This window comes from Corynebacterium dentalis, from assembly GCF_900232865.1.
Classification (GTDB): Bacteria; Actinomycetota; Actinomycetes; order Mycobacteriales; family Mycobacteriaceae; genus Corynebacterium; species Corynebacterium dentalis.
Genome location: NZ_OCTS01000002.1, coordinates 28,985 through 52,094, shown reverse-complemented (window position 1 = coordinate 52,094; position 23,110 = coordinate 28,985). Strand labels below are relative to the sequence as shown.

General features: G+C 59.1%; 24 protein-coding genes. 15 read left to right on the top strand and 9 right to left on the bottom strand.

Annotation, left to right across the window (positions count from 1 at the left end; genetic code table 11):
- Positions 1–48: 48 nt before the first annotated feature.
- From CS919_RS01845 to CS919_RS01835, 3 genes are all read left to right on the top strand, one after another.
- Entirely contained in the window at positions 49–1,164 is a 1,116-nt protein-coding gene (locus CS919_RS01845; RefSeq protein ID WP_099297712.1) for a glycerol dehydrogenase, read from the top strand.
- A gap of 202 nt (positions 1,165–1,366) precedes the next feature.
- Positions 1,367–2,551 carry an acid phosphatase gene (locus CS919_RS01840; protein WP_370737742.1) on the top strand — a complete coding sequence of 395 codons (1,185 nt, stop codon included), beginning with the start codon at positions 1,367–1,369 and terminating at the stop codon, positions 2,549–2,551.
- 170 nt (positions 2,552–2,721) lie between these two features.
- The gene (locus CS919_RS01835) at positions 2,722–3,561 is read left to right on the top strand and encodes a S1 family peptidase (protein WP_143341737.1); all 840 of its coding nucleotides are present in this window, start codon (positions 2,722–2,724) and stop codon (positions 3,559–3,561) included.
- 83 nt (positions 3,562–3,644) lie between these two features.
- Here CS919_RS01835 and CS919_RS01830 read toward each other — a convergent pair whose 3' ends face one another.
- Positions 3,645–3,944 (bottom strand): chorismate mutase, encoded by a 300-nt coding sequence (locus tag CS919_RS01830; RefSeq protein ID WP_099298018.1) that lies wholly within the window; start codon positions 3,942–3,944, stop codon positions 3,645–3,647.
- Between the two features lie 173 nt (positions 3,945–4,117).
- Here CS919_RS01830 and CS919_RS01825 point away from each other — a divergent pair, with 173 nt between their 5' ends.
- Complete coding sequence (locus CS919_RS01825) at positions 4,118–6,787, top strand: UvrD-helicase domain-containing protein (RefSeq protein ID WP_099297708.1); 2,670 nt, start codon at positions 4,118–4,120, stop codon at positions 6,785–6,787.
- 107 nt (positions 6,788–6,894) lie between these two features.
- On the opposite strand, the gene CS919_RS01820 is transcribed toward CS919_RS01825, so the two are convergent.
- Positions 6,895–7,638, bottom strand: a complete 744-nt coding sequence (locus CS919_RS01820) for a M23 family metallopeptidase (protein ID WP_099297706.1) — start codon at positions 7,636–7,638, stop codon at positions 6,895–6,897.
- Positions 7,639–8,016: 378 nt separating this feature from the next.
- Between CS919_RS01820 and CS919_RS01810 the strand changes: the two genes are divergently transcribed.
- The 6 genes from CS919_RS01810 to CS919_RS01785 all read left to right on the top strand — a co-directional run bounded on the left by CS919_RS01810 (position 8,017) and on the right by CS919_RS01785 (position 15,098).
- Positions 8,017–9,837, top strand: a complete 1,821-nt coding sequence (locus tag CS919_RS01810; RefSeq protein ID WP_143341736.1) for a cell division protein PerM — start codon at positions 8,017–8,019, stop codon at positions 9,835–9,837.
- Positions 9,824–10,453 carry a phosphoribosylglycinamide formyltransferase gene (purN, locus tag CS919_RS01805; protein WP_234990740.1) on the top strand — a complete coding sequence of 210 codons (630 nt, stop codon included), beginning with the start codon at positions 9,824–9,826 and terminating at the stop codon, positions 10,451–10,453. Before CS919_RS01810 ends, purN begins: the two co-directional genes overlap by 14 nt.
- Positions 10,450–12,033 carry a bifunctional phosphoribosylaminoimidazolecarboxamide formyltransferase/IMP cyclohydrolase gene (gene purH / locus CS919_RS01800; protein ID WP_099297700.1) on the top strand — a complete coding sequence of 528 codons (1,584 nt, stop codon included), beginning with the start codon at positions 10,450–10,452 and terminating at the stop codon, positions 12,031–12,033. Before purN ends, purH begins: the two co-directional genes overlap by 4 nt.
- A gap of 36 nt (positions 12,034–12,069) precedes the next feature.
- Positions 12,070–12,873 carry a hypothetical protein gene (locus tag CS919_RS01795; RefSeq protein ID WP_099297698.1) on the top strand — a complete coding sequence of 268 codons (804 nt, stop codon included), beginning with the start codon at positions 12,070–12,072 and terminating at the stop codon, positions 12,871–12,873.
- A 105-nt stretch (positions 12,874–12,978) separates the two neighbouring features.
- Positions 12,979–13,791, top strand: a complete 813-nt coding sequence (locus CS919_RS01790) for a serine hydrolase family protein (RefSeq protein WP_200818322.1) — start codon at positions 12,979–12,981, stop codon at positions 13,789–13,791.
- Positions 13,792–13,907: 116 nt separating this feature from the next.
- On the top strand, positions 13,908–15,098 hold the full coding sequence (locus CS919_RS01785) for an acetyl-CoA C-acetyltransferase (RefSeq protein ID WP_099297696.1): 1,191 nt from the start codon (positions 13,908–13,910) through the stop codon (positions 15,096–15,098).
- 16 nt (positions 15,099–15,114) lie between these two features.
- On the opposite strand, the gene CS919_RS01780 is transcribed toward CS919_RS01785, so the two are convergent.
- Entirely contained in the window at positions 15,115–16,059 is a 945-nt protein-coding gene (locus tag CS919_RS01780) for an AEC family transporter (RefSeq protein ID WP_099297694.1), read from the bottom strand.
- Positions 16,060–16,218: 159 nt separating this feature from the next.
- Here CS919_RS01780 and CS919_RS01775 point away from each other — a divergent pair, with 159 nt between their 5' ends.
- A complete protein-coding gene (locus tag CS919_RS01775; protein WP_099297692.1) occupies positions 16,219–17,004 on the top strand; it encodes a hypothetical protein in 786 nt (261 codons plus the stop codon).
- On the opposite strand, the gene CS919_RS01770 is transcribed toward CS919_RS01775, so the two are convergent.
- From CS919_RS01770 to rpmB, 6 genes are all read right to left on the bottom strand, one after another.
- Positions 17,001–17,564, bottom strand: coding sequence for an RDD family protein (locus CS919_RS01770; protein ID WP_099297690.1), 564 nt, complete (start codon positions 17,562–17,564; stop codon positions 17,001–17,003). The two genes, CS919_RS01775 and CS919_RS01770, sit on opposite strands and share 4 nt — an antisense overlap.
- A 139-nt stretch (positions 17,565–17,703) precedes the next feature.
- A complete protein-coding gene (locus tag CS919_RS01765) occupies positions 17,704–18,405 on the bottom strand; it encodes an RDD family protein (protein ID WP_099297688.1) in 702 nt (233 codons plus the stop codon).
- 233 nt (positions 18,406–18,638) lie between these two features.
- Positions 18,639–18,887, bottom strand: coding sequence for a 30S ribosomal protein S18 (gene rpsR, locus CS919_RS01760; protein WP_099297686.1), 249 nt, complete (start codon positions 18,885–18,887; stop codon positions 18,639–18,641).
- A 14-nt stretch (positions 18,888–18,901) separates the two neighbouring features.
- On the bottom strand, positions 18,902–19,207 hold the full coding sequence (gene rpsN / locus CS919_RS01755; RefSeq protein ID WP_099297684.1) for a 30S ribosomal protein S14: 306 nt from the start codon (positions 19,205–19,207) through the stop codon (positions 18,902–18,904).
- A 3-nt stretch (positions 19,208–19,210) separates the two neighbouring features.
- On the bottom strand, positions 19,211–19,375 hold the full coding sequence (gene rpmG / locus CS919_RS01750; protein WP_099297682.1) for a 50S ribosomal protein L33: 165 nt from the start codon (positions 19,373–19,375) through the stop codon (positions 19,211–19,213).
- 3 nt (positions 19,376–19,378) lie between these two features.
- Complete coding sequence (gene rpmB, locus CS919_RS01745) at positions 19,379–19,615, bottom strand: 50S ribosomal protein L28 (protein WP_099297680.1); 237 nt, start codon at positions 19,613–19,615, stop codon at positions 19,379–19,381.
- Positions 19,616–19,980: 365 nt separating this feature from the next.
- On the opposite strand from rpmB, the gene CS919_RS01740 reads away from it, so the two are divergent.
- The 4 genes from CS919_RS01740 to CS919_RS01725 all read left to right on the top strand — a co-directional run bounded on the left by CS919_RS01740 (position 19,981) and on the right by CS919_RS01725 (position 23,018).
- Complete coding sequence (locus CS919_RS01740) at positions 19,981–20,250, top strand: type B 50S ribosomal protein L31 (RefSeq protein WP_099297678.1); 270 nt, start codon at positions 19,981–19,983, stop codon at positions 20,248–20,250.
- A 14-nt stretch (positions 20,251–20,264) separates the two neighbouring features.
- A complete protein-coding gene (gene rpmF / locus CS919_RS01735) occupies positions 20,265–20,435 on the top strand; it encodes a 50S ribosomal protein L32 (RefSeq protein ID WP_099297676.1) in 171 nt (56 codons plus the stop codon).
- Positions 20,436–20,643: 208 nt separating this feature from the next.
- Positions 20,644–21,339 (top strand): response regulator transcription factor, encoded by a 696-nt coding sequence (locus CS919_RS01730; protein ID WP_099297674.1) that lies wholly within the window; start codon positions 20,644–20,646, stop codon positions 21,337–21,339.
- Positions 21,336–23,018: a sensor histidine kinase gene (locus CS919_RS01725; protein ID WP_234990738.1), complete on the top strand. Its 1,683-nt coding sequence runs from the start codon at positions 21,336–21,338 to the stop codon at positions 23,016–23,018. Before CS919_RS01730 ends, CS919_RS01725 begins: the two co-directional genes overlap by 4 nt.
- Positions 23,019–23,110 lie beyond the last annotated feature (92 nt).

Here is a 23,110-nt window from a genome sequence, read left to right as displayed (position 1 = left end):
CCCCGCGCTCCCGTACACAGGAGGTGGGAAAAGGAAGTGACCACCGACATGTCTGACCAGATGTTCACCAGCCCCAGCCGCTACGTGCAAGGCATCGACCTGCTGGAGCGGGCCGCGCAGTACGTCCGTCCTCTCGGCAGCACCCCGTTAATCATCGCCGACGAAATTGTGTGGGATATCGCTGGCGCTCGTTTGCAAGAGTCTTTGCGCGGCGATGAGTTGCAGGCCACCAAGGAGATCTTCGGTGGTGAGGCGTCCATGAATGAGATCAAACGCATCGCCGAGAAGGTCGAAGAGGCTGGCAATGACGTGATTATCGGACTGGGCGGTGGCAAGACCATCGATACGGCCCGTGCGGTGGCGGACCACGCGAAGTTGCCTGTGGCCATTTTTCCCACGGCCGTGTCTGCGGATGCGCCCACGGCGCGCGTGTCCGTGATTTACACCGATGAGGGAGTGTTCGATTCTTACCTCTTCTATGAGAAGAATCCGGAGCTGGTGGCTGTGGATACCCGCGTGATTGCCAACGCTCCGGTGCGCACGATGCGCTCTGGTATTGGCGATGCGTTGGCGACCTGCGTGGAGGCCCGTGCGGTCAATCGTGCCAATTCTCGACGCATGGACGATACTGCCCGGCCTACCCTCGCCGGCTTGGCTCTGGCCGAAATGTGCGAGGAGACGCTGTTTGCCTACGCGCACCAGGCTCTCCGAGACAACGAGGCACATATTGTCAGCCGGGCCCTAGAAAATATCTGTGAAGCGAATACCTTGCTCTCCGGGCTGGGCTTCGAAAACGGTGGTTTGGCGGCCGTGCACGCCATCCACAATGGGTTCACCGCGCTAAATGGCGATATCCACCACATGACGCACGGAGAGAAGGTGGCGTTTGGCATCGCGGTGCAGTTGATGTTGGAAGGCGCCGACGAGGCAGAGGCGGATCGTTACATCGGATTCATGCAGTCCGTGGGGCTGCCCACCACTTTGGAGGAGATCCACCTGCAGGATGCTTCTGAGGAGGATCTGCGCCGTATCGCGGAGCTGGCATGTTCCGAGGGCGAGACCATGAAGCAGATGCCCGGAGAGATCACGCCGACTGACGTGGTGGAAGCGATCAAGGCGGCGGATCTCTACGCCCGGGGGCTGCAGGAGCGCCTAGCGAAATGATGCGCGGTTGCGCTGCGGTATTTCGCCCTGCGGAATCCCACGGGGCATGACAGGATAAACAGGATGTAGAAAACCTGTGGAGATCCTGTCTCTCCCCCTGAAAGCTTGAAGGAAAGACTGCCCCGTGAAAATCCAGCGTCGCGCTCACTCGTACAAGATGGCTGCAACCGCAGCCCTTGCCGCTTCTGCTATCTCTTTCGGCATGGTGACTCCCGCCCAGGCTGAGCAGACTCTGCCCGCTATTGCTGGCGCAGAGGCTGTGCCTGGTTACCCCCTGCCTGTGCAGCACCCAGGAGCACCAACTCCCGCTCCGTTTAGCCCGGACTACGTGGGCGGGTTCATCTCTGACATCAGCTCCCACGACTATGGCGTGTACGTGGATGTCATTGATGGCTTCAATGATCTGCGGGCCAATCACCCGGAAGTGATGCGGCAGAACTTGGCGACCACCATCCGGATCAACAATGAAGCAGCCGGAAACCCTGCTGCTATTTCTCGCGCGCAGATGGATGCTGCCGCTGATAAGGACGGACTGCTCACTGCATTCTCTGACGCGTTGGGTGAGGAACTGGGCGGCCACTTCCGTGACGCACTGCGCGAAAACCGTCTGCCGAAGACGAACTACCTGTTTGGAAATGGTTACCTGGCTCGTGCGGGCGGATTGGCATCCTCGACCTTCGCAGAGAAGACCTACTACGGCTACGAGCGTCCATTCGTTGTCGCTCCGGACAAGATCAACCGCTACAACCTGCCGGGCGAGGACTTCTACGGAGATTCCAAGGCCTTCCCATCCGGTCACACCAACCAGGCAACCTGGTCCACCACGCTGCTGGCATTGGCTGTTCCAGAGTTGGGACCACAGCTGGTTGCACGTGGCTCCGAAGCCGGTTACAACCGCATGGTCATGGGTGTGCACTACCCATTGGACGTCATCGGTGGCCGGATGACCGGTAGCGCTGCAGCAGCGGACAGGTGGAATGACCCGAAGATGCGCGATGCTGTTCGCCAGGCTGGACAGGAAATCAAGGCAGAGCTGGAATGGCGCACCGGAAAGCCACTAGCTCAGGCTGTTGCGGAAGATTCTCCGTACCGCTCCACCGACGTGGCCGTGGATGAATACACCGAGCGCATGACCAACGGTTTCCAGCAGGTCTACCGCAATGATGCACCGATGATCGTGCCGCAGGCAGCGCCGGATCTGCTGCTGTCCGCTCACCCTGAGCTCAGCTACGCACAGCGTGCCTCGGTTCTACGCCAGACTGCTATTCAGTCCGGCTACCCGCTGGATGACCAGAGTCCCGAAGGCTCTTGGCAGCGCCTGAACATTGCAGCAGCAATGGCGGCCTATGTGCGGGTTAACGCCGATGGAAGCGTCACCGTGAAGTAACTGCTTCCTCGCCGGGCACAATCATTTTGTGTCCAAATTGTGACTTCCGTTCAGTCTGATATCGCGCATCAACGCGATATGCTGGACGGAATTCTGTTTGTTGGTGAGGTTTGCTTCTCCGATTGCGAGCCCGCGCGGACAGGTGATGACGTTGACGAAGAAGGATGGAAATGCGTAGTTTTACTCGCGGTTTTGTTGGATCCACACGACGGCGAGTATTTGCCGCATTTGGGTGTGCAGCGGTTCTCATCACGGGCAGCCTTTCGGCTACTGCCCAAGCCGAAGCGCAGTCTTCCGTGCCCTCCCCGGCGCAAGCTGCGGATATCTTTCTGACGCTCACGGGAGAGCCAGGCCCGCACCGCGTTCCTGGACACTACTTCACCTCTCCAGTGCCACCGAAGGCGCAAAATGATATCCGCCCTACGGCTCTTGTTGGCCCATCGACTCCCATCCTGGTGGGCGATAGCCTGTGCACCATTGCGGTTTCCGGATTCGATGCACACGGCAACAAGGTAGCCATCACCGCTGGTCACTGCGCTAACCCGGGCACCCCAGTCACCTCTGGTGACGCTCCAGAAGCTGGACGCATCGGCACCTATGTCCGCACCGGAAGTCCGGATTACGGCGTGATCAAGTTGAACAACAATGTGCGCCTGACTAACACTTACGGTCGCGCGTCCATCGGTCAGTTGGGCGGAGCGGTGCCGGCCACTCTGCAGCAGATCTGCAAGACAGGCATTTCCACGGGCACCTCGTGTGGCCCCGTGATCGGTGTTGATGGTTCTTACCTGCTGGCTCATCTCTGTGGCTCTCACGGAGATTCCGGCGGACCGATCTACGCTGGAAACCGCCTGGTAGCAATTGTCAACGGTGGCCTCGGCAACCTCCCGAGCTGCACCACTCCTTTGCAGGGCCCAGTCCACGCACCCGTGGCTGGCGCTCTATGGACCGTTATTCAGCGCAGCCTGGATGCCAACGGTGGCGTGGGCGATGGCTTCCGCCTTCCTTGATGAACTAAAGACAGGAGCACCCGCGATTACCAAAGGTCGCGGGTGCTTCTGTCTTGGGGCAGCTCTAATCAGGGAGCGGTTTCTTAGCCCAAGCGTCCTCGGCCAAGCTGCAGCAGTGCCTTGGCGATCTGCACGCCCTCGGTACCAAATTCCTCCCGGAACTGGTTGATGATGGCCACCTCGCGGGTGTGCACCAACTTGGTTCCACCGGAGGTCAACCTCGTTTTTCCGATGGCGCGGGAGACTTCCGTGCGACGATGAATAGATTCGCGGATGATCTTGTCTAAGCGATTGATCTCTTCGCGGTAGGTCTGAATCTCCGCATCGGAGAGTGGATCATCGGTCCCCGAAGGCATGCGGATGTGGAAGTCGCCGTCAGTCATGTATCCGATCATACGACGTTCCTGGTCAAAGTCTTCAGTGATTGTTGCAACAGATACCAGACTCATAATCGCTCATATGCTCGCCAGGAATGCAGAATTGTCTCGGGTGGAATGTAGCCTTGTGCATGCCAAGTAAATAACACCCGGCACATATCCAAGCGAATGAGGAGATCATGCGAAAGTCCGAGGAGCAGCCCACCTTCCAGGAGCAGCCCAACCTGTTTTCGGATTTCTCTGAGGTTCCCCTGCCAGAGGAACCAGTGGATGACGTGCCACCACCGCCGGAAGAAGATCTGCCACCGGAGGGCTACGATCAGCTCTTCGATAGCACGCGGGACAGTGCGGCAATTGTGCCGAGTGGGCGTCGGGAAAAAAGGGAGCAGATCCCACCGAAGAAGGCAGATACAGACCTGCTCACGGGGCTGAACCCACAACAAAAAGAAGCTGTGGAGCACCGCGGGTCGCCGCTGTTGATCGTGGCGGGCGCAGGATCTGGCAAGACGAGCGTGCTGACCCGGCGCATCGCCTACCTGCTCCACCAAGGTGCCGCTCCGTGGGAGATCCTCGCGATCACGTTCACCAACAAGGCCGCCGCGGAGATGCGTGAGCGTGTCATGGACTTGGTGGGTCCGCAGGCGGAGCGGATGTGGGTCTCCACCTTCCACTCCATGTGCGTGCGCATCCTGCGCGCTAACGCCCACCTCGCGGATGGGCTGAACTCGAACTTCACCATCTACGATTCCGATGATTCCAAGCGTCTGATCTCGATGGTGATCAAGGATCATGACTTGGATCTCAAGGAATTCAGCCCGCGTGGCACCCTGAGCGTGATTAGCAATTGGAAGAACGAGCTGGTCGGGCCAGATGAAGCGTTGCAGGATGCGAAGGTCAGCAGCAACTTTCACCGCGAGAAGATCGCCACGTTGTACAAGGCCTACCAACAGCGTCTCCGTGCTGCTAATGCGGTGGATTTCGATGACATCATCGGGGAGGTCGTTGCGATTCTGCGGCGCAGTCCTGAAGTCACCGATCATTACCGACGCCGCTTCCGCCACGTCCTAGTGGATGAGTATCAGGACACGAACCACGCCCAATACGTGCTAGTCAGCGCGCTGGTGGGTAAGGGGCCAGACATGGCAGAGCTCTGCGTGGTTGGTGACGCGGACCAGTCCATTTATGCTTTCCGCGGTGCGACGATTCGCAATATCGAGGAGTTCGAGCGCGATTACCCAGATGCGCGGACCATTCTGTTGGAGCAGAATTACCGCTCCACACAGACGATTCTCACCGCAGCCAATGCGGTAATCGATAAAAACCAGGGCCGACGGCCGAAGAAGCTGTGGACTGATTTGGGCGATGGCCAGCTCATCGGTGGATACGTGGCGGATAACGAGCACGACGAAGCCCGATTCATCGCCGAGCAGATCGATGACCTAGTGGATAACGAAGGCTTCCAGCACAAGGACATCACCATTATGTACCGCACCAACAATGCGTCGCGCGCGTTGGAGGATGTACTGGTGCGCAGTGGGCTGCCGTACAAGGTGGTTGGCGGTACGCGCTTCTACGAGCGCAAAGAGATCCGCGATCTGGTGGCGTACCTAAAGGTGCTGGATAATCCGGACGTTACGGTAGCTTTGCGTCGAATTATTAACACTCCACGGCGAGGAATCGGCGACCGAGCATTGGCGCTGGTCACGGTACACGCAGAGAATCTGGAGATCCCGTGGGCGGCGGCACTGCAGGACGCGGCTGAGGGCAAAGTGGCTCAGCTTTCGGGCCGCGGACGAAACGCCATTGGCGGGTTCCTCGAGATGATGACGGCACTGCGTAAGGAAACCGAGAACGCGGACATGCAGGCCTCGGACGGCACCAGCTTGGGCCTGCCGGATCTGGGCAAGGTCGTCAACGCTGTACTGGATATGTCCGGGTACCGCGCGGAATTGGAGAAGTCCAACGATCCGCAGGACGGCGCCCGCTTGGACAACCTGAACGAGCTGGTGGCCGTGGGCCACGAGTTCAGCCAGGAATCGGCCAACCTCAAGGCATACATCGATATGCCGGGGGACACCGACGGCGAATCCGAAGCCGAAGCGATGCTGAGCGAGGGCGAGGCACCCTTGGGCAGCCTGCAAGCCTTCCTGGAGCGCGTCAGCTTGGTTGCGGACGCAGACCAGATCCCGCCAGAAAGTCAGGACATGATCACGCTCATGACCCTGCACACCGCCAAGGGACTGGAGTTTCCCGTGGTGTTCCTCACCGGCTGGGAGGACGGGCAGTTCCCACACATGCGTGCTCTTTCTGATCCTACGGAGTTGGCGGAAGAGCGGCGCCTGGCCTACGTGGGCATCACTCGTGCCAAGCAGCGTCTGTTCATCTGTCGGGCGGTCACTCGGTCCGGGTGGGGGCAGGCTGTTAATAACCCGCCGTCTAGGTTCCTGGCCGAGGTGCCAGAAGAGCTGTGGGAATGGATTCGAGAAGAACCTACCTTCGCTGGCGGTTCGGGGAGTTATGGCTCCGGCAGCTATGGGTCAGGCTATGGCAGTGGCTCGGGTGGCTGGGCCGGTTCTGGTGGGTCGACCAGCTTCGGCAGTACGCCGATGTATCGCAACGGTGGCAAGGCTGCGAAGCAGCCAGCACCGAGTACCCGCAGCTCTACCGGCCGTGGAGGCAAGCCATTGGAGTTGGCAGTGGGGGACCGCGTGAACCACGACAAGTACGGCTTGGGTTCGGTGAAGTCCGTGGACCGCGTGGGAACGCATGCCACCGCGATGATCGATTTCGGTGGATCCGGAACGGTTCGCTTGATGCTGGTCGGTGGGCTGCCGATGGAGAAGCTGTAGTTGAGTACTGACTGACCGGCCAACGAAAGGGGCACCGAGACTAGAAAGTCTCGGTGCCCCTTTTTTCGAAGAAGGTAATTCCTAGCGGATGATCGCTAGAGTTATCCTTACTGGATGGTGATGCCGCGCTCCTGCAGCCAAGGCACTGGATCAATAGCGCCGCCGCCTGCTGGGTGGACCTCGAAGTGGAGGTGGGAGCCGGTGGAGAAGCCCTCAGAGCCCATGCCGGCGATCTTCTGGCCAGCGGTCACGTGCTGGCCAACTGCAACGTCCAGGGTGGACATGTGGCCGTAGACGGTGACGGTGCCATCGTCGTGACGGATACGGATCCAGTTACCGAAGCCGGATGCTGGGCCGGAATCGATGACGATGCCGTCCATTGCGGCCAAGATCGGGGTGCCGATGCCGTTGGCCAGGTCAATGCCATTGTGCATGGTGCCCCAACGCATTGAGAAAGGGGAGGTGTAAGAACCCTCAGCTGGCTTTGCAGCCAAAGGAGCGCGAGCCAGAAGATCGGCAGCCTCGCGAGCCTGGGCGAAGCGGAGAGCGGAGCTCAGCTGGTCAGACAGCTCGGCGATGGGGGCGTTCTGTGGAACTTCCAGAATCTGTGGAGCCTGAGCTTCGGCAGCCTGTGGGGCTGCGCTGCCTTCAGCACCTTGTGCAAGAAGGGTGGTGTTAGAAGCCAGGGAGACATCATCTGCGTTCGCCTGCTGTGCGCCGGCGGTAGCGCCAGCTGCACCGGCGGAAGTCACTGCGGACGCGGCAACTGCGACCATGGCCATGCGGCGCTTGGCGGCGTTGTCGGTCTTGCGGTGAGCACCCGCCTTGCGAACTTCAGTGGTCTTCTGCACTTTAATTGCTACCTTCCTGTCGGGGACGTGGCTACCGCCCCTACTGGGCGCAAAATTGTAACCACTTCGTTATCAACGAGATGTAACACTAATGTTTTGTAACGATTCGGGCAAGCGAATCAGTAAGAAAATAACGATTCGTAACTTATTGCACCGCTGTAGTTTTTGAGTACATGTGCAAAGGGCAATCGTTTCCCCAGCTCGCGCCGAGTAGTATTGGTTACTTTGTGACATTCAACACTTTTAAAAAAGTTACAAATTGGCCACGAATTGGGGTTCAACCATAGGTTTAGCGTTTTGCGCCGCTGCGCGCCCATACCCACCCACTAACGCGAGTCACAACTCCAGCTTGCCTCGCCCACGGTGCACAATAGGCGTGTGAATATTCCATCCGATGCTCAGCGTCCGCAGCCCCGTCGATCGTCTTCTCGACGTCGCAGAGGCGCGCGCCAGGTTTCGGGCTCACCTCAAGATGCGCGTGATAGAAGGAAGGCGTCTCAAGCTCGAGCCCAAGCTGCCCGCGAGGCAGCGGCGCGTGAAGCCAGCCGTCAGGAGCAGGCATCAGGCGCTGCTGCCAACAGATCTGCCCAAGCGAGTGCCAACTCTCGGCGTGAATCCACTGAACAGTCGGCTCACCGATTCGTCGATGAAAAGCACGGCGAGCGTCACCGAACCGCCGCAGCGACCGCTTCACTACATAAAGGAGAAGAGCCCAAGGGTGCGCTGGCGAGCCGCTGGGCGCTGTGGAAGCCCCACGTCAAGCGTTTTGCTGGGCCTCTGCTCATTAATTACGGTGTGACGTTAGGCATCATCGTTGCCTTGGCTGTGGTGGTGGGAATCGGCGCGGGCTTCCGTCGGGTGCCCGCCACAATCGGTTCGCTGTGGATGGTCGTCAACCTGGGCACGTTGAACATGACTGGCGCTCTGCTGGGCTTTTTACCGCTGGCGCCTGCGCTCATCTATATATGGGCCACGGCCCGCAGAACCACCAAGATCATCGGTAAAAGTGTCAGCGTTCGGGGCCTGCGAGTTTTCATCGTGCTGAGCCTGCTGATCCCACTGTTGATGACTCTTCTGGCGTGGTTCATGTTGTGGGATGCCTCCAAGGTCTTTGATCTGGCCGCGCCGAATGTGGGGGAGGCGTTGGTTTCTACCGCGTTGGTCAATGGTGCTGCCGTGGTTATTGGTCTGCGCTCGCGTATCTGGCGTGCGTTGCTGTTGCGCCGCGGGCTGCCCACCTGGCCGGTGGAGGCGTTCCGCCTCGCTGCGTCATTCTTGCTGCGGATGATGGTGGCAGGTGGTGTGGCTGCCTTGGTGTACGCGGCGACGAACATGGGCGCCGTGGTGGATTCGTATGGAATCACCAGCAGTCTTACCGGCGCGATCGGTTTGAGCTTGCTGGCGTTGCTCTACCTGCCCAATATCGCCATTGGTGCAATGGCCGTCTTGTTGGGCGGCGAGTTCCACGTGGGCGATGGCGCGGTGTCCTTGTTCACCTCCACGAACGTCAACTTGCCTCCGTTGCCGATCCTCGCGGCCGTGCCGAATCAGACAATCCCGGGCGGTCCGTTCTTCCTAGCTGTGACTGCCTTGGTGGCAGTGGCCACGGTGTACCGCTTCGTTAAGACCCGCGGTTTCATCGAGGCTCCCGTTGCCTTGGCCGTGGGATCCGGCGCGGCCGTAGCGTTCCTCGGGTTCTGTTTGTCGTGGTTGGCCGGCGGCGAGCTCGGTGTATACGGCAGTGCAGGCGCCCTGGAGTGGTTGTTCGCCGCAGAGTGCGCTGCCTGGCTGATGGTCCCCGCCCTCGTGTTCATGCTCTACGTTTCCCGTGCCGGTTCGGTTGTCGTGGAAGATGTTGAGGATTCTTCGTCGACGCCAACATCGACCGATTCCGACGAGGACCGCACCGAGGAATCAGAGGATCCGGGAGACCAGGACGATCGGAACAAGCACGTCACTCAAGGCGAGCAGAATGACCAGACTGAGGGCGTCGAGGATGACGAAGTGCCTGAAACCACTGAGGACGCTGAAGACACGGAGGCCACAGACTCTTCCGTAAAACAGGAATCTGACGAGCATTCCACTGGAGTTTCCGAAGCCGACACCTCAGATAAGCCCGCCGAGGCCCAGGAATCCGAAAAAACCCAGGAATCCGAACAAGAAGAGTCCGCCAGCGCACAAGACGATGACAAAGAATAGCGAGATTGAGACAGAGACGATGAGAGTAGTCATGCTGGCGTCGGGCCAGGGGACCTTGTTGCAATCGGTAATCGATATGGCACCAGAGAGCGTGCAGATCGTGGCCGTTGGGACGGACCGGCAGTGCTCAGCGCTGGAACGTGCGGAGGCCGCGGGGCTGGAGACTTTTCTCGTTGAATACTGTCCGGGGCAGACTGACCGCGCGCAGTGGAATCGCGACCTCGCGGAGGCCATTGCCGCCTTTGAGCCGGACGTTGTGGTGAGCGCAGGTTTCATGCGCATCATCGGAGCGGATGTGGTGGAGCGTTTCGCCGGCCGCATTATCAATACTCATCCCGCGCTGCTGCCGACCTTCCCCGGTGCGCATGCGGTGGAGGATGCAGTAAATTACGGTGTGCGGGTCACGGGGTCTACTGTTCACATAGTGGACAGTGGCGTGGATACCGGTCCCATCCTGGCTCAAAAGGCCGTCGCGGTGGAATTGGACGATACCCCGGAATCGCTCCACGAACGCATAAAAACGGTTGAACGGCAGCTACTAGTAGACGTGCTCACACAGGTTGCTGCACACGGAATCACAATTGACGGACGAAAGGCCTGGATCACGCAGTCATGAACGAGAACAACGGTCGCAGAAACATCCGCCGCGCACTGATCAGTGTGTATGACAAGACTGGTTTGGAAGAACTGGCCACCGGTCTGCACGAGGCTGGGGTGAGCATCGTTTCTACCGGCTCTACCGCGTCCAAGATCGCTGCAGCCGGAGTTCCCGTGACTGAGGTGGAACAGCTGACGGGCTTCCCCGAGGTGCTTGAGGGTCGTGTGAAGACCCTGCACCCACGCGTGCACGCGGGAATTTTGGCGGATACCCGCAAGGATGATCACCTGCAGCAGCTTGAGCAGCTGGAGGTCGAGGCCTTTGAGCTGGTCGTGGTGAACCTGTACCCGTTCACACAGACCGTGGCCTCTGGCGCGTCCTTTGACGAGTGCGTGGAGCAGATCGATATCGGTGGCCCATCCATGGTGCGCGCCGCTGCGAAGAATCATCCTTCCGTCGCGGTTGTGGTGGACCCTCGTTCCTATGGTGATGTCATCGAGGCAGCGAAGAACGGCGGTTTTTCCCGCGCCGAGCGCACCAAGCTGGCCACCGAAGCTTTCCGTCACACCGCTGCGTATGACGTGGCCGTTGCCAACTGGATGGGCGAGTCCGTACTCGAGGAAGGCGAGATCTTCCCCGAGTGGATCGGCAGCAGCTATGAGCGCACCAACGTGCTGCGCTACGGCGAAAACCCTCACCAGGCAGCTGCGTTGTACTCCACCGGGACGGGCCTGGCCAGCGCCAAGCAGTTCCACGGCAAGGAAATGAGCTACAACAACTACACGGATTCCGATGCTGCATGGCGCGCTGCGTGGGATCACCAGCGTCCGTGCGTGGCCATCATCAAGCACGCCAATCCGTGTGGCATCGCGGTGTCTGACACGTCCATCGCAGAGGCCCACCAGCTGGCTCACGCGTGCGACCCGATGTCCGCGTTCGGCGGCGTGATTGCCGTGAACCGCGACGTGTCCGTGGAGATGGCGGAGCAGGTCGCCAAGATCTTTACCGAGGTCATCGTCGCGCCGGGCTACGAAGATGGCGCGGTGGAGATCCTCAGCCAGAAGAAGAACATCCGCATCTTGCAGGCTGAAGCGCCTTCCTCCGAGGCCGCCGTGAACGTGGAGCGCCGCGAGATTTCCGGCGGTCTGTTGGTGCAGCAGCGTGATGTGATCGACGCCAAGGGCGATGACACCGCCAACTGGACCCTAGCCGCAGGCGAGGCAGCGGACGAAGCAACGCTGGCTGAGCTGGAATTCGCCTGGCGCTCGGTTCGTGCCGTGAAGTCCAACGCCATCCTGCTGGCTCGCGATGGCGCGACCGTGGGCGTAGGCATGGGGCAGGTCAACCGCGTGGACGCGGCCAAGCTTGCCGTCGAACGTGCGAATACGTTGGCCGAGGATTCCCAACGCGCACAGGGTGCCGTGGCGGCATCAGACGCGTTCTTCCCCTTCGCTGATGGCTTTGAGGTGCTGGCAAACGCCGGTGTCCGCGCGGTGGTGCAGCCGGGCGGTTCCGTGCGTGACGCGGAAGTCATCGAAGCGGCCAATAAGGCAGGCGTGACGATGTACCTTACTGGTGAACGCCATTTCGCTCACTAGAGCGCAGTAGGGAAAACGAGAGAAAGGTCGGAAGCCGTGAGTGATCCGCAACAGCCGAATGGAGGCTGGCAGAACTTCGGCTCCCGGAATCCAGATTTCAACCAGGATCCGCCCACCCAGGAGATCCGGTTGGATCAGGCGCAGGCGCAGCAATCCCGGCAGCAATCGCCGCAGCAGCCTCAACAACAGCCGCCGCAGTACCAGCGGCCCAATAATGGATGGCAGCAGCCCCAGTATCAACAGGCCCAGTACCAGCAGCCCCAGCAGGCTCCTCACCCGGGACCGTATGGCCGTCCGCCGCAACGTCCGGCGAAGAAGAAGTCAGACGCGGGGATCATCATTGCGCTGGTGGTTTCCATCGTGGCGGTGTTGTTTGCCATTGGAGTGCTCGGAATGAGCCGCGGCTGGTTCGATTTCGGCAGTAGTTCTGGCTCGTCGTCCTCTAACCAGCAGACCAGCGGGCAGGAATCCACCGGTTCGGACTCCGCTACACGGGAATCTTCTTCCTCGTCCTCCAGCAGTACTACGGTCTCCACGGAGGCACGTCCGAAGACCCCGTCGCTTCCTTCGGGAGCTATCCCGGCGAATGAATCGGCCCGCAACAGTGAGCCAGCAGGAGATTTCAACAACGTCTACCGCGGAACGGAAATCACCTCGGAGCCTTTCGCTCAGTCGGTGCGCGATGCGTTTGTGGAGCACTATCTCGATACAAAAAACACCAGCGGAACCATCGAGGCATACAGCTCTGTTACTGGCACGAGCTACACGATGAATTGTCGCGACAATAAGCAGTACGTCACGTGTACTGGTGGCAACAACGCCGTGGTGTACATCTCCTAAGAGCGCGCGGAGAAAACAACAGTGGCAATAAGGACCAATACTGAGAAGCAACCACGCCGGATAGTGTGCGCTGCGGCGCTCGCTGTCCTATCCTCTGGCTCGCTGATGCTTGCAGGATGCACTATCGGTGATGTCGCGGAAGATATCCCTGCGGACGTGATGAGCTCCGAGGATGGGCCGGCGCCCACGCGGGGAGGGGTGGCGTCGGAGGAAAATAACACGAATAGCGGCGAGATCACCGCCACCGACCTGCAGGACTTGGCGCTGCCAGACACGACCATCGCCGTGGCCGGAGTGGGCAGCACGCAGGAGGTGTCCGTGCCGGCGTGGTCGACCATCAAGGTGCCGCTGTCCATCGCAGCGGTGCGGGACGGATCCGCGGACATGAGCGCGCTGACCTCGGCGATTACCGTCTCAGACAATGCAGCCGCAGAGCAGCTGTGGGAAGGTCTGGGGCAACCTGCAGAGGTCGCGGAAAAAGTGGAGCGAGTGCTGAGTGAAGGTGGCGTGCAGACACAGGTCAGCGCGCAGGTCACGCGCCCAGGTTTCAGCGCGTTTGGGCAAACGATGTGGACCACGGAAGGCCAGGCCACCTTTGCCTCGCACCTGCAGTGCCTGGCGGGCGCGCAGTCAGTAATGGAGGCGATGGGATCGATCGCCGGTGGGCAAAACTACGGTCTGGGGCAGATCCCTGGCGCCATGTACAAGGGCGGATGGGGACCTAACGAGTCCGGTGCGTACGGCGTGCGTCAATTCGGGCTCATCCCGCGCGGTGATGGCACCTTTGCCGCAGTGGCCATCGCTGCGGTCTCCCCAGATGGCAGCTACGAATCCGGCCAAGCCCAGCTCAATCAATTGGCGCAGAAGCTTTCGGAGCGAGCGGCAGACCTGCCCGCCGCGGAGTGCTCCGGTTCCTAGAGCAAGCCCAGGCTGCTCCTGATTTCGCCCAAGCGTGCTACACAAGTAGATATATAGATTAAGAAGGCACTGTTAGTCGCCACAGAATTTATTGACCATGAAAGGGGCAATGAATCATGACTGAGACCAACCCGCAGGATGTCGTTATTGTCGGAGCCGTCCGTACGCCACAGGGTCGTATGCTCGGTGCGCTGTCCTCCCTGTCCGCCGTGGATCTCGGTGCGCACGTGATTAAGGGCTCTTTGGACAAGGCCGGTGTGTCTGCCGATGACGTGGATTACGTGCTGATGGGGCAGGTCGTGCAGGCCGGTTCCGGTCAGAATCCGGCCAAGCAGGCTGCCGTGCAGGCGGGCGTTCCCGTTAACGTTCCTGCGCTGACGATCAACAAGGTCTGCCTTTCCGGTCTCGATGCGGTGATCAATGCGTCCCGTTTGCTTCGTGTGGGCGACGCAAACATCGTGGTTGCCGGAGGTCAAGAATCGATGACCAACGCTCCTCACATCGCCGCTGGTGTGCGCGCTGGTAAAGGCTTTGGTTCCCTGAACCTCGCTGATTCCTTGGAGCGCGATGGCTTGGCTGACCCCATTGCCGGTACCTCCATGGGATTCGATACCGATGGCCACGCTGCGAAGGCGGGCCTGACCCGTGAGGAGCAGGACGAGATCTCCGCACAGTCGCACCAGCGCGCCGAGGCAGCGACCAAGGATGGTGCGTTTGCCGAGGAGATCCTGCCCATCGAGGTTAAGAAGCGCAAGGAGACCGTCACGGTCTCCGAGGACGAGGGCATTCGCCCAGGTACGACTGTCGAGGGCTTGAGCAAGCTGCGTCCGGCCTTCGTGAAGGACGGCACCATCACTGCTGCTTCTTCCTCGCAGATCACTGACGGCGCTGCTGCCGTGGTGCTTACGACCCGCAAGTACGCAGAGGATAACGGCTTGAACATCCTCGCGACCCTGGGCGAGTACGGACAGACCGCTGGCCCAGATACCTCGCTGTTGTCCCAGCCATCCCAGGCTGTGAATGCTGCACTGCAGAAGGCTGGTTGGTCCGTGGATGACCTGGACTTCTTGGAGATCAACGAGGCTTTCGCCGCTGTGGTGGCCCAGTCCGTGAAGGATCTTGGCTACGACCTGGAGAAGACCAACATTCACGGTGGCGGCATTTCCTTGGGTCACCCAATCGGTGCCTCTGGCGCTCGCCTGGTGGTTCACGCGGCGCACGAGTTGGCTCGCCGTGGTGGCGGCAAGTCCGGCGTGTCACTGTGTGGTGGCGGTGGACAGGGCGACGCCCTGCTCCTGTGGGCTTAAGCTTTTCGCTCGAGCTCTAGTTCAGTAACAACCAGACGACGGCCATGGCAGGTAATGCCATGGCCGTTGAAATAACCACGGTGTCCCGTGCCAGCACGGTATTGACGCCGAACCGCTGCGCGTAGGTGAATACATTTTGGCCAGTCGGAAGCGCTGCGACCAAGACCATCGCCAGCAACATTGGGCCGTTTGCGCCAAAAACTAGACTTCCGAGGCACCACGCGATTGCCGGATGAACAATAGTTTTCACTGCGGAAGCGGCAAAAACCGCCTTGATCGGGGAAGTACCTCGCTGTAGAACTTTGATCTCTGCCATGGACATACCGAAGGCGATGAGCGCGACAGCAATGGTGGCGGAAGAAATCATGTCGATCGGCTCCGCGATGACATCGGGTAGAACCCAGCCCGTGCGTTCACGGATGATGGCCAGCGCAATTCCCGTGGTAGCACCGATAATCAACGGATTTCGAATGATGGATAGCGCCAATTCGCGGACGATGCCGTGCCGTGCCCGATCTCCTGAGTTCATGTCCAGGAGCAACACCGAAAGCGGGCCGTAGAAGCCCACTTGGAACATCACCACCGGCAGTGTCACGGTGGGATCGTCCAACAAGTGCACCATCAGTGGTATGCCGAGGTGCGTGCCATTGCAATAAGAACTAGCGAGCATCGCCACGAGGGAATTATTGGGGGATTGGCGAGCAAAAACCCGATAACCCGCGTAACCGAGAATTCCTGCGAGCACAGTACTGAGGGCCACTACCGCGAAATTGGCTCCAAAAAGGAGGCTCAAATCTGCCGTCGAAAGAAAATGAATCAGCAACATGGGCAGCGCGATCCAAAACACGAACATGTTGAGCGTGTAGACCGCGTGGGAGCCCAATAGGCGTAGGCGTCCGACGATGAAGCCGAGGGCCATCACGATGATTACGACGGCAAAGCCGGAGAGGACATCTAGCATTGCTTCAGGATAGCGGGAGTAGAAGGCGTGTCCCCCACCTGCCATTGCTTAAGAAATGAATTAAAAAGTGATAAGTTGTTGGTGATAATTCACCCCCGGTGATTAATTAATTGAATTTTCAGAGTGAAGATCTTGAAGGTGTGGATAGGATTCGCCTTTATGATTCTTACTCAGAATCCACGCATGTTCCGCACCTTCGGAGCAGTAGCGTGCCTATCCATCCTTTCCTTCGCCACCGCCTGTGGAAATAATTCCGATAAGGCCAACGACGAGACGGCAACCGCCAACCAAACCTCTGTGGAAGTGAACCACGATCCTCTGCCTGAAGGAACTGCACCTGCGTCGCTGATCCTGAACGGCGATAACACGCCAGCTGGATACACCCACGAGCCGACGAGTGCAGAATCTCAAGGAGCAACCCAGGACATCTTCGGAGACACCAATGACGATGATCGTCCCACCACCGTGCCTGAACAGTGCGCGGGAGCAGTGGTTGATGGCACCACGTTCCTAGACTGGCTCTTCCAACCTGCGGAAACGACAGCGGTCACGAGTTTCACCCGGACCGATAACGCGGATGCAGCCGTGCAAGTCATGGTGAGCACCCAACCGGCGGACCCAAGTCAGTACCCGAAGGACGTGGCAGAGTGCGCAACCACGACGAGAACCTCAGACCGGAGCGAGTGGGCAACTGCCAAAGAATTTGAAGTCAGCCCCGTGGACCTTAACGTCCAGGGCGCGGACACCCTCGTGGCAGCTCGGACGAAGTTAATATCCAATAAGCTCAACGGCGAAGAGGTTGGCGAAGGTGGAGAAACTCTCTACGTCTATACGGGTTCCGTTCGCGGGGCTCCCTTCACCATTGCTTCCACGATTACCATGACCGCCGATGAGTTCTCTGCCTTGGCCACAGCTCAGGCCAAGAAGATCTCCGAAGCCAGCTAGGAGTTGGAGTGTGCTCGGTCGGCTTGATGATTAGGTCGGCCGACCGGTACTTGGTTCACGACGATGGTCTTAGACAGCTTGTCTATAAGGCTTTGGTTGTGGGAGCTTGCGAGAATGGAGACGCCGAGGATGAAGATCGCGGTGCTTCTGAGGGAATCGCCGAGGTCATCGCTAAAGAGTGAACCTAGGGTGAGGAGAGCCCAGGAATTTCTCACGAGAGCCGCTACGCACGTCACGCGCCCGCCGTCCATCATCGTGACCTTGACGTCTGTCATTGACTTGCCGAGTGAGGTGCCCGTTTTCATTTCTGCCCAGATGCGGTGAACCATCCACACGATCACCCAGGAGATGATCATGACTGCTTCATTCCACGATTCTGCTCCGGGGAAAAAGCGAGAAATATCTGTGGGGGCGAGACGGTCGAATGCTCCGAGATGGTGCAGTGCGCCGGCGAGTAGCGCGCTCAGAAGCGCGGGGACTAATGAATCGACGAAGACTCCCAATCCACGCCGAAGGAAACTGGGGTAGAGGGGCGGTGTGGAATCGACTGGCTGACTCATGGGGACTGGGGAATCTCGTTGGAAGCGGGAGTGTGGTTATCGCTCATCGCGTGTTCCTGAAAATGTTGCAGGCCCGTCCCAAGGGGGAGCGGGCCTGCGGCGTGTTTGATTGGGCTGTAGTGGTTTCAGCCTCGTCGGATTACTTGTCTACAACGATGGCCTTAGCCCACTTGTCAGAGAAGCTCTGCTTGTTGGGGCTTTTACCGATGGTCACGCCCATTGCGATGGTGATGCCCAGGGAGATCAACGATCCAATGATCGGGATGATGTTTGTGACAGTGGAGATCAGGTACCACGAATTGCGGACAAACGAAGCGCCGTAAGTGATAGGGCTGCCGTCTTCCATCGTTACGCGAGCGCCAATGGCCATCTTGCCCACAGTTCCACCGTTGTTGACCTCCATGATTAGACGGTAGGCGAACCACAGGACGATAGTGATGATGCCAGAGCCAATAGAAGCGCTGATTGGGAAATCTGGAGCAGTAGCGGTAGACGACGATGAGTTAGCAGCGTCCATGGTCTGCTCCCACCAATTGGCGATGTCGCTGCCGAAGAGTAGCCAAGTGATGATGCCGCCAACGATGGCAAGGATGATGTTGTCAAGGACCAGCCCCAAGAAGCGCTTCCAAGCACCTGGGCGGAGTGCTCCGGGAGCCATCTGGTTAGCGCCAGGGAAGCTAGCGTACTGGCCACCCTGTGGCTGCTGCTGGCCGTAACCGCCCTGGTCGTAGCCGTTCTGGCCATATCCGCCCTGTGGCTGCTGGCCGAAGCCGCTTTGCTGGCCACCGGTGTAGGGGTTGTCATCCCCGGAGTTTGGGAATGAAGGATAGTTATTGCTCATGATTTGCTCCTTAAACACCGGCTGAATGCTCAGCGCATTCCCAGCCTGCTTGCTGTAATGGACAAAAGATTACCCCGCTATTGTAGCCATCAATTGTCTACATAAGCAGGAGATAATAAATCCTCAGCAAGTGCAAGAAAAACACTGGAGGCCCGCCCCAGCAAAGGGGACGGGCCTCGAGTGTGTCTGTGAAACGTCTAGAGAGCTGCTGCTAGATCTTCGCTAAAGAAAGTTTAGCGAGCGTTGAATGGCAGCAGAGCCATTTCACGAGCGTTCTTGATTGCGGTGGCAACCTGACGCTGCTGCTGAGGGGTCAAACCGGTGACGCGGCGAGAGCGGATCTTTCCACGGTCGGAGATGAACTTACGCAGCAGAGCGTAGTTCTTGTAGTCAACCGACTCAATGCCTTCGGCCTTGAGTGGGTTCTTCTTAGGGCGGCGGGACTGCTCCATCCGCGTCTTCTTAATATTGGTGCGCTTCATGTTGAAGTTCCCCCTTACCAGCTGGACTTGCGGACGCCCGGCAGCTCACCACGGTGAGCCATTTCGCGGACGCGGACGCGGGACAAACCGAACTTACGCAGGTAACCGCGTGGACGACCGTCAGCAGCGTCGCGGTTGCGTACGCGCACTGGGGAAGCGTCGCGAGGCTGACGGTTCAGCTCCCACTGTGCTTCCGTACGGTCCTCGTCAGAGGTGTTCGGGTTCTTGATGATGGCCTTGAGCTCAGCGCGACGCTCCGCATAGCGGGCGACGATTTCCTTGCGCTGCTCGTTCTTAGCGATCTTGGACTTCTTAGCCATAGATTATCGCTCCTCGCGGAATTCGACGTGCTTGCGGACTACCGGATCGAACTTCTTGAGGGTCATGCGATCCGGGTTGTTGCGCTTGTTCTTACGGGTGACGTAGGTGTAACCGGTGCCAGCCGTAGACTTCAGCTTGATGATTGGGCGGATATCGTTACGTGCCATTTGTTAGATCTTCTCCCCACGGGCGCGGATCTTGGCAACGACAGACTCGATGCCGTCACGGTCGATGGTCTTCAGGCCCTTGGTGGACACGTTCAGCGTGATGGAACGGCCTTCAGAGGGCAAGTAAAACGAGCGACGCTGGATATTTGGGTTCCAGCGACGGCTCGTGCGGCGGTGCGAGTGGGACACGGTCTTACCGAAGCTTGGCTTGCGGCCCGTGACCTGGCAATGTGCCGACATGGGTTTCTCCTTCCGCCTCGCAGAGTTTCAAGCTCATGTTCGGCGAAATTACCTACCGGTTAGACGGGCCGATTGGGCATACCGAAGAGCGAGCTGCGTGGCGATGACGTTTACATAGACAACAGCAAGCGATAACCCTACCGTTTGTCCCGCCGAAATCCTAATTCCTCTTCTTGCCGGCTCGCGTACGTAGAGGGTGCAGGTAGGAAGCCTTCTCGACGCCAAGCTCTAGCGGCGTCAGGTGATTTCAATTTCCCACCCAAGGGCTGTAAGATGCTTCGAGTTGTACGTTTCCAACCCAACTCAGGCACGATCTGCACTTCGTGGAGAACCGGCCTGATGTAACCACCTTAGGGATTAGAAGTATGAAGAAGGATATCCACCCCGATTACCACCCAGTGGTATTCAAGGATGCCAGCACCGGACACAGCTTCCTGACTCGCTCCACCGCGAGCTCCGACCGCACGGTCGAGTGGGAAGATGGCAACGAGTACCCGCTGATCGTCGTTGACGTGACCAGCGAGTCTCACCCATTCTGGACCGGCGCTCAACGCGTCATGGACACCGCAGGCCGCGTCGAGAAGTTCCAGCGTCGTTACGGCGCTGTTGCTCGCCGCAAGAAGAAGACTCAGTAGGAGGGTAGAAAACAATGGCAGTTCCAAAGCGTCGTTTGTCCCGTGCGAATACGCACTCCCGTCGTTCGCAGTGGAAGGCTGACAATGTCGCCCTCCAGAACGTGAAGATCAACGGTCAGGAAGCTCAGATTCCTCGCCGTCTGGTCAAGGCCGCTCAGCTCGGCCTTGTGGATCTGGACAAGTAAGCCTCCAGTTCACTAGCTAGTAAGTGAAGCGTCATCCCCTCTCGGGATGGCGCTTCAATTGCGTTTCGGGCCAGGGCGGTGGCGTCGAAACAAAGAAAAGAAAGAAACCGCTGAGAGAACATGAAGGTTGCAGCCGCAATTTTTCTAAGGTCTCAGTAAGTTCGGGTCTCGATGTTAAAAACTCGGCGCGGACGTGCACAATAGTCGTATGAAGATACTCATTGCCGATGATGATCAGGGGGTACGGGAGTCCCTGCGGCGCTCGCTCATTTTTAATGGCTACACCGTGGTGCTGGCTGAAGATGGTGCGGAAGCGCTCAAGATGATCGAGACGGAACAGCCGGATCTGGCCATTTTGGATGTGATGATGCCGAAGCAGAGCGGGCTCGAGGTGTGCCGCGAGTTGCGTAGCCACGGCGATGATCTGCCGATCTTGATCCTGACTGCTCGCGATACCGTGTCTGAGCGCGTGGCGGGGCTGGACGCTGGTGCGGACGATTACGTCCCTAAGCCTTTCGCCCTAGAGGAGCTGCTGGCGCGCACGCGTTCGCTGTTCCGCCGCGCGACTCGGCCGTCTATCTCCGAAAACTCCGGCGCAGAGCCGATGCGTTTTGAGGATCTGACCTTGGATCCTGAGACCCGCGAGGTCACGCGCAACGGTAAGCCCGTCAGCCTCACTCGCACGGAGTTTGCGCTGTTGGAGCTGCTCATGTCCCACCCACGCAAGGTGATGGCACGCAACAGCATCCTCGAGGAAGTGTGGGGTAGCGATTTCCCTACATCCGGCAATGCGCTGGAGGTTTACATCGGCTATCTCCGACGCAAAACCGAAGAGCACAACGAGACACGTCTGATCCACACCGTCCGCGGCGTGGGCTACGTGCTGCGTGAAAGCGCTCCGTGACAGAAGGGCCAGCGAGTAACCCCACACCGGATCCGCAAGGGTCCGGCTATTCGCATGCCCTAAAACAGGACGAACTGAAGAAGAAGGTTACGCCGGAGGAAGAGAAGGGCTCGATTTTCTCCCTGCGTAGCTGGTCCCTGCGCACGCGCTTGGCCGCGCTGACTGCGGCGGTGGTGATTGTGTCCATCGTGGTGATTACCCTGGCGGCGTTCACGTCCGTCAGTCAGATTCTGTATTTGGAGATTGATAAGAACCTGCAGAATCAGGCGCAGAACATCATCGATTCCGGGGTGGAATTCCCCGCCGAGCATTCCTATGAAGACGGGCGTTACGTGCCCAACTTCCAGCAGGCCTCGAACCGCATGAACGTCCTGGTCATTCCAGCGGCCGAGACGGGGAACAAGCAACCGGGTAGCAGCTCTGATTCAACCCAAGCCACCGATGCAGAATCAGAAAGCTCCAGCTCCTTGGAGCCGGTGACGCCTGGCATCCAGGGCACCCAAGGCCTATCGACGTTCACTGCGGATCCGGACAGCCCAGTCGATCATGAATTCGACAATGAAGAGGTCTTCGAGGGCGTGCTCTCGCCTGTACAGATGGCTGTGGTCAGGGGAGAGCAGTCATTCTCCTTCAGCACTGAAGGCTCCATGCGCATCTATGCGGTGCGTGCTCCGGATTCCCGCGTGGTGGTCGTGCAGCAGGACATTGAGTTTTCCAAGGAAGCGCTGAATTCTCTGCGCATCGTGCTCATCCTCATCGGTGTGACCGGCGCGCTCGCGGCAATCATCGCCGGCATGGCCGTGGGATCCGCCGGTGTGCAACCGATCGACAGGTTGCGTCGCGCCGCCAACCGCGTGGCGGAAACTGGCGAGCTGCGGCAAATTCCCGTGGAAAGTAATGATGAGCTGGGCTCGTTGACTCGTTCCTATAACGCCATGATGCGGGCGCTGCAGGTCTCTACGGAGAAGCAGCGGGATCTGGTGGCTGATGCTGGCCACGAGCTGAAGACTCCGTTGACGTCTCTACGTACCAATATTGAGTTGCTGGTGATGGCTTCTCGCGCCGAAAATCCCGCGCTGTCGGAGCAGGATCGTGCGGACTTGGAGCGGGACGTCATCGCACAGATCAACGAGATGTCTACCTTGATCGGCGATCTGGTGGATCTCGCCCGCGAGGACAGTATGCCTCTAACCACCGCGGAGGTGGACCTAGAGGAGGTCTTTGCGGACTCGCTGGAGCGTGTGGAGCGCCGCAGGCCGGACGTCCACTTCGATGTGCACCTGGTTCCGTGGGTGGTTGTCGGCGACGAGTTCAGTTTGAGCCGAGCAATCAGAAACCTGCTGGATAACGCCGCCAAGTGGTCGCCGCAGGGTGGCACGGTGCGGGTGTGGATGCAGCCCATTTCCGACGCCAACTCCGACACACCCACCGCGGTGGAAATCCGCATTGCTGATTCCGGACCGGGTATTCCGGAGGAGGATCGAGCGAAGGTCTTTGAGCGTTTCTACCGCTCCATTCAGTCCCGCTCGATGCCGGGTAGCGGACTGGGGTTGGCGATCGTCAAGCAGGTTATTCTCCGGCATAATGGGGCAATCATCGCCGATGCTTCGGATGATGGCGGAGCGCTCATGCGAGTGGTGCTTCCCGGTAAGTCTGGCAGTCCGCTGGACATTAACTGAATACATCAGGCAGGGTTTTCGTTTTAACTAGCAGGCACTGTCCAGCGTCTCTTCGAGGATTTCGGGGGATAGGGAGAGACAATGAATTTCAT

Bases quoted from the DNA above. Each gene is read 5' to 3' on its own strand.
- CS919_RS01845 (WP_099297712.1), top strand. From the start codon at position 49: ATGTCTGACCAGATGTTCACCAGCCCCAGCCGCTACGTGCAAGGCATC.
- CS919_RS01840 (WP_370737742.1), top strand. From the start codon at position 1,367: ATGGTGACTCCCGCCCAGGCTGAGCAGACTCTGCCCGCTATTGCTGGC.
- CS919_RS01835 (WP_143341737.1), top strand. From the start codon at position 2,722: ATGCGTAGTTTTACTCGCGGTTTTGTTGGATCCACACGACGGCGAGTA.
- CS919_RS01830 (WP_099298018.1), bottom strand. From the start codon at position 3,944: ATGACTGACGGCGACTTCCACATCCGCATGCCTTCGGGGACCGATGAT.
- CS919_RS01825 (WP_099297708.1), top strand. From the start codon at position 4,118: ATGCGAAAGTCCGAGGAGCAGCCCACCTTCCAGGAGCAGCCCAACCTG.
- purN (WP_234990740.1), top strand. From the start codon at position 9,824: ATGACAAAGAATAGCGAGATTGAGACAGAGACGATGAGAGTAGTCATG.
- purH (WP_099297700.1), top strand. From the start codon at position 10,450: ATGAACGAGAACAACGGTCGCAGAAACATCCGCCGCGCACTGATCAGT.
- CS919_RS01790 (WP_200818322.1), top strand. From the start codon at position 12,979: ATGCTTGCAGGATGCACTATCGGTGATGTCGCGGAAGATATCCCTGCG.
- CS919_RS01785 (WP_099297696.1), top strand. From the start codon at position 13,908: ATGACTGAGACCAACCCGCAGGATGTCGTTATTGTCGGAGCCGTCCGT.
- CS919_RS01780 (WP_099297694.1), bottom strand. From the start codon at position 16,059: ATGCTAGATGTCCTCTCCGGCTTTGCCGTCGTAATCATCGTGATGGCC.
- CS919_RS01775 (WP_099297692.1), top strand. From the start codon at position 16,219: ATGATTCTTACTCAGAATCCACGCATGTTCCGCACCTTCGGAGCAGTA.
- CS919_RS01770 (WP_099297690.1), bottom strand. From the start codon at position 17,564: ATGAGTCAGCCAGTCGATTCCACACCGCCCCTCTACCCCAGTTTCCTT.
- CS919_RS01765 (WP_099297688.1), bottom strand. From the start codon at position 18,405: ATGAGCAATAACTATCCTTCATTCCCAAACTCCGGGGATGACAACCCC.
- rpsR (WP_099297686.1), bottom strand. From the start codon at position 18,887: ATGAAGCGCACCAATATTAAGAAGACGCGGATGGAGCAGTCCCGCCGC.
- rpsN (WP_099297684.1), bottom strand. From the start codon at position 19,207: ATGGCTAAGAAGTCCAAGATCGCTAAGAACGAGCAGCGCAAGGAAATC.
- rpmG (WP_099297682.1), bottom strand. From the start codon at position 19,375: ATGGCACGTAACGATATCCGCCCAATCATCAAGCTGAAGTCTACGGCT.
- rpmB (WP_099297680.1), bottom strand. From the start codon at position 19,615: ATGTCGGCACATTGCCAGGTCACGGGCCGCAAGCCAAGCTTCGGTAAG.
- CS919_RS01740 (WP_099297678.1), top strand. From the start codon at position 19,981: ATGAAGAAGGATATCCACCCCGATTACCACCCAGTGGTATTCAAGGAT.
- rpmF (WP_099297676.1), top strand. From the start codon at position 20,265: ATGGCAGTTCCAAAGCGTCGTTTGTCCCGTGCGAATACGCACTCCCGT.
- CS919_RS01730 (WP_099297674.1), top strand. From the start codon at position 20,644: ATGAAGATACTCATTGCCGATGATGATCAGGGGGTACGGGAGTCCCTG.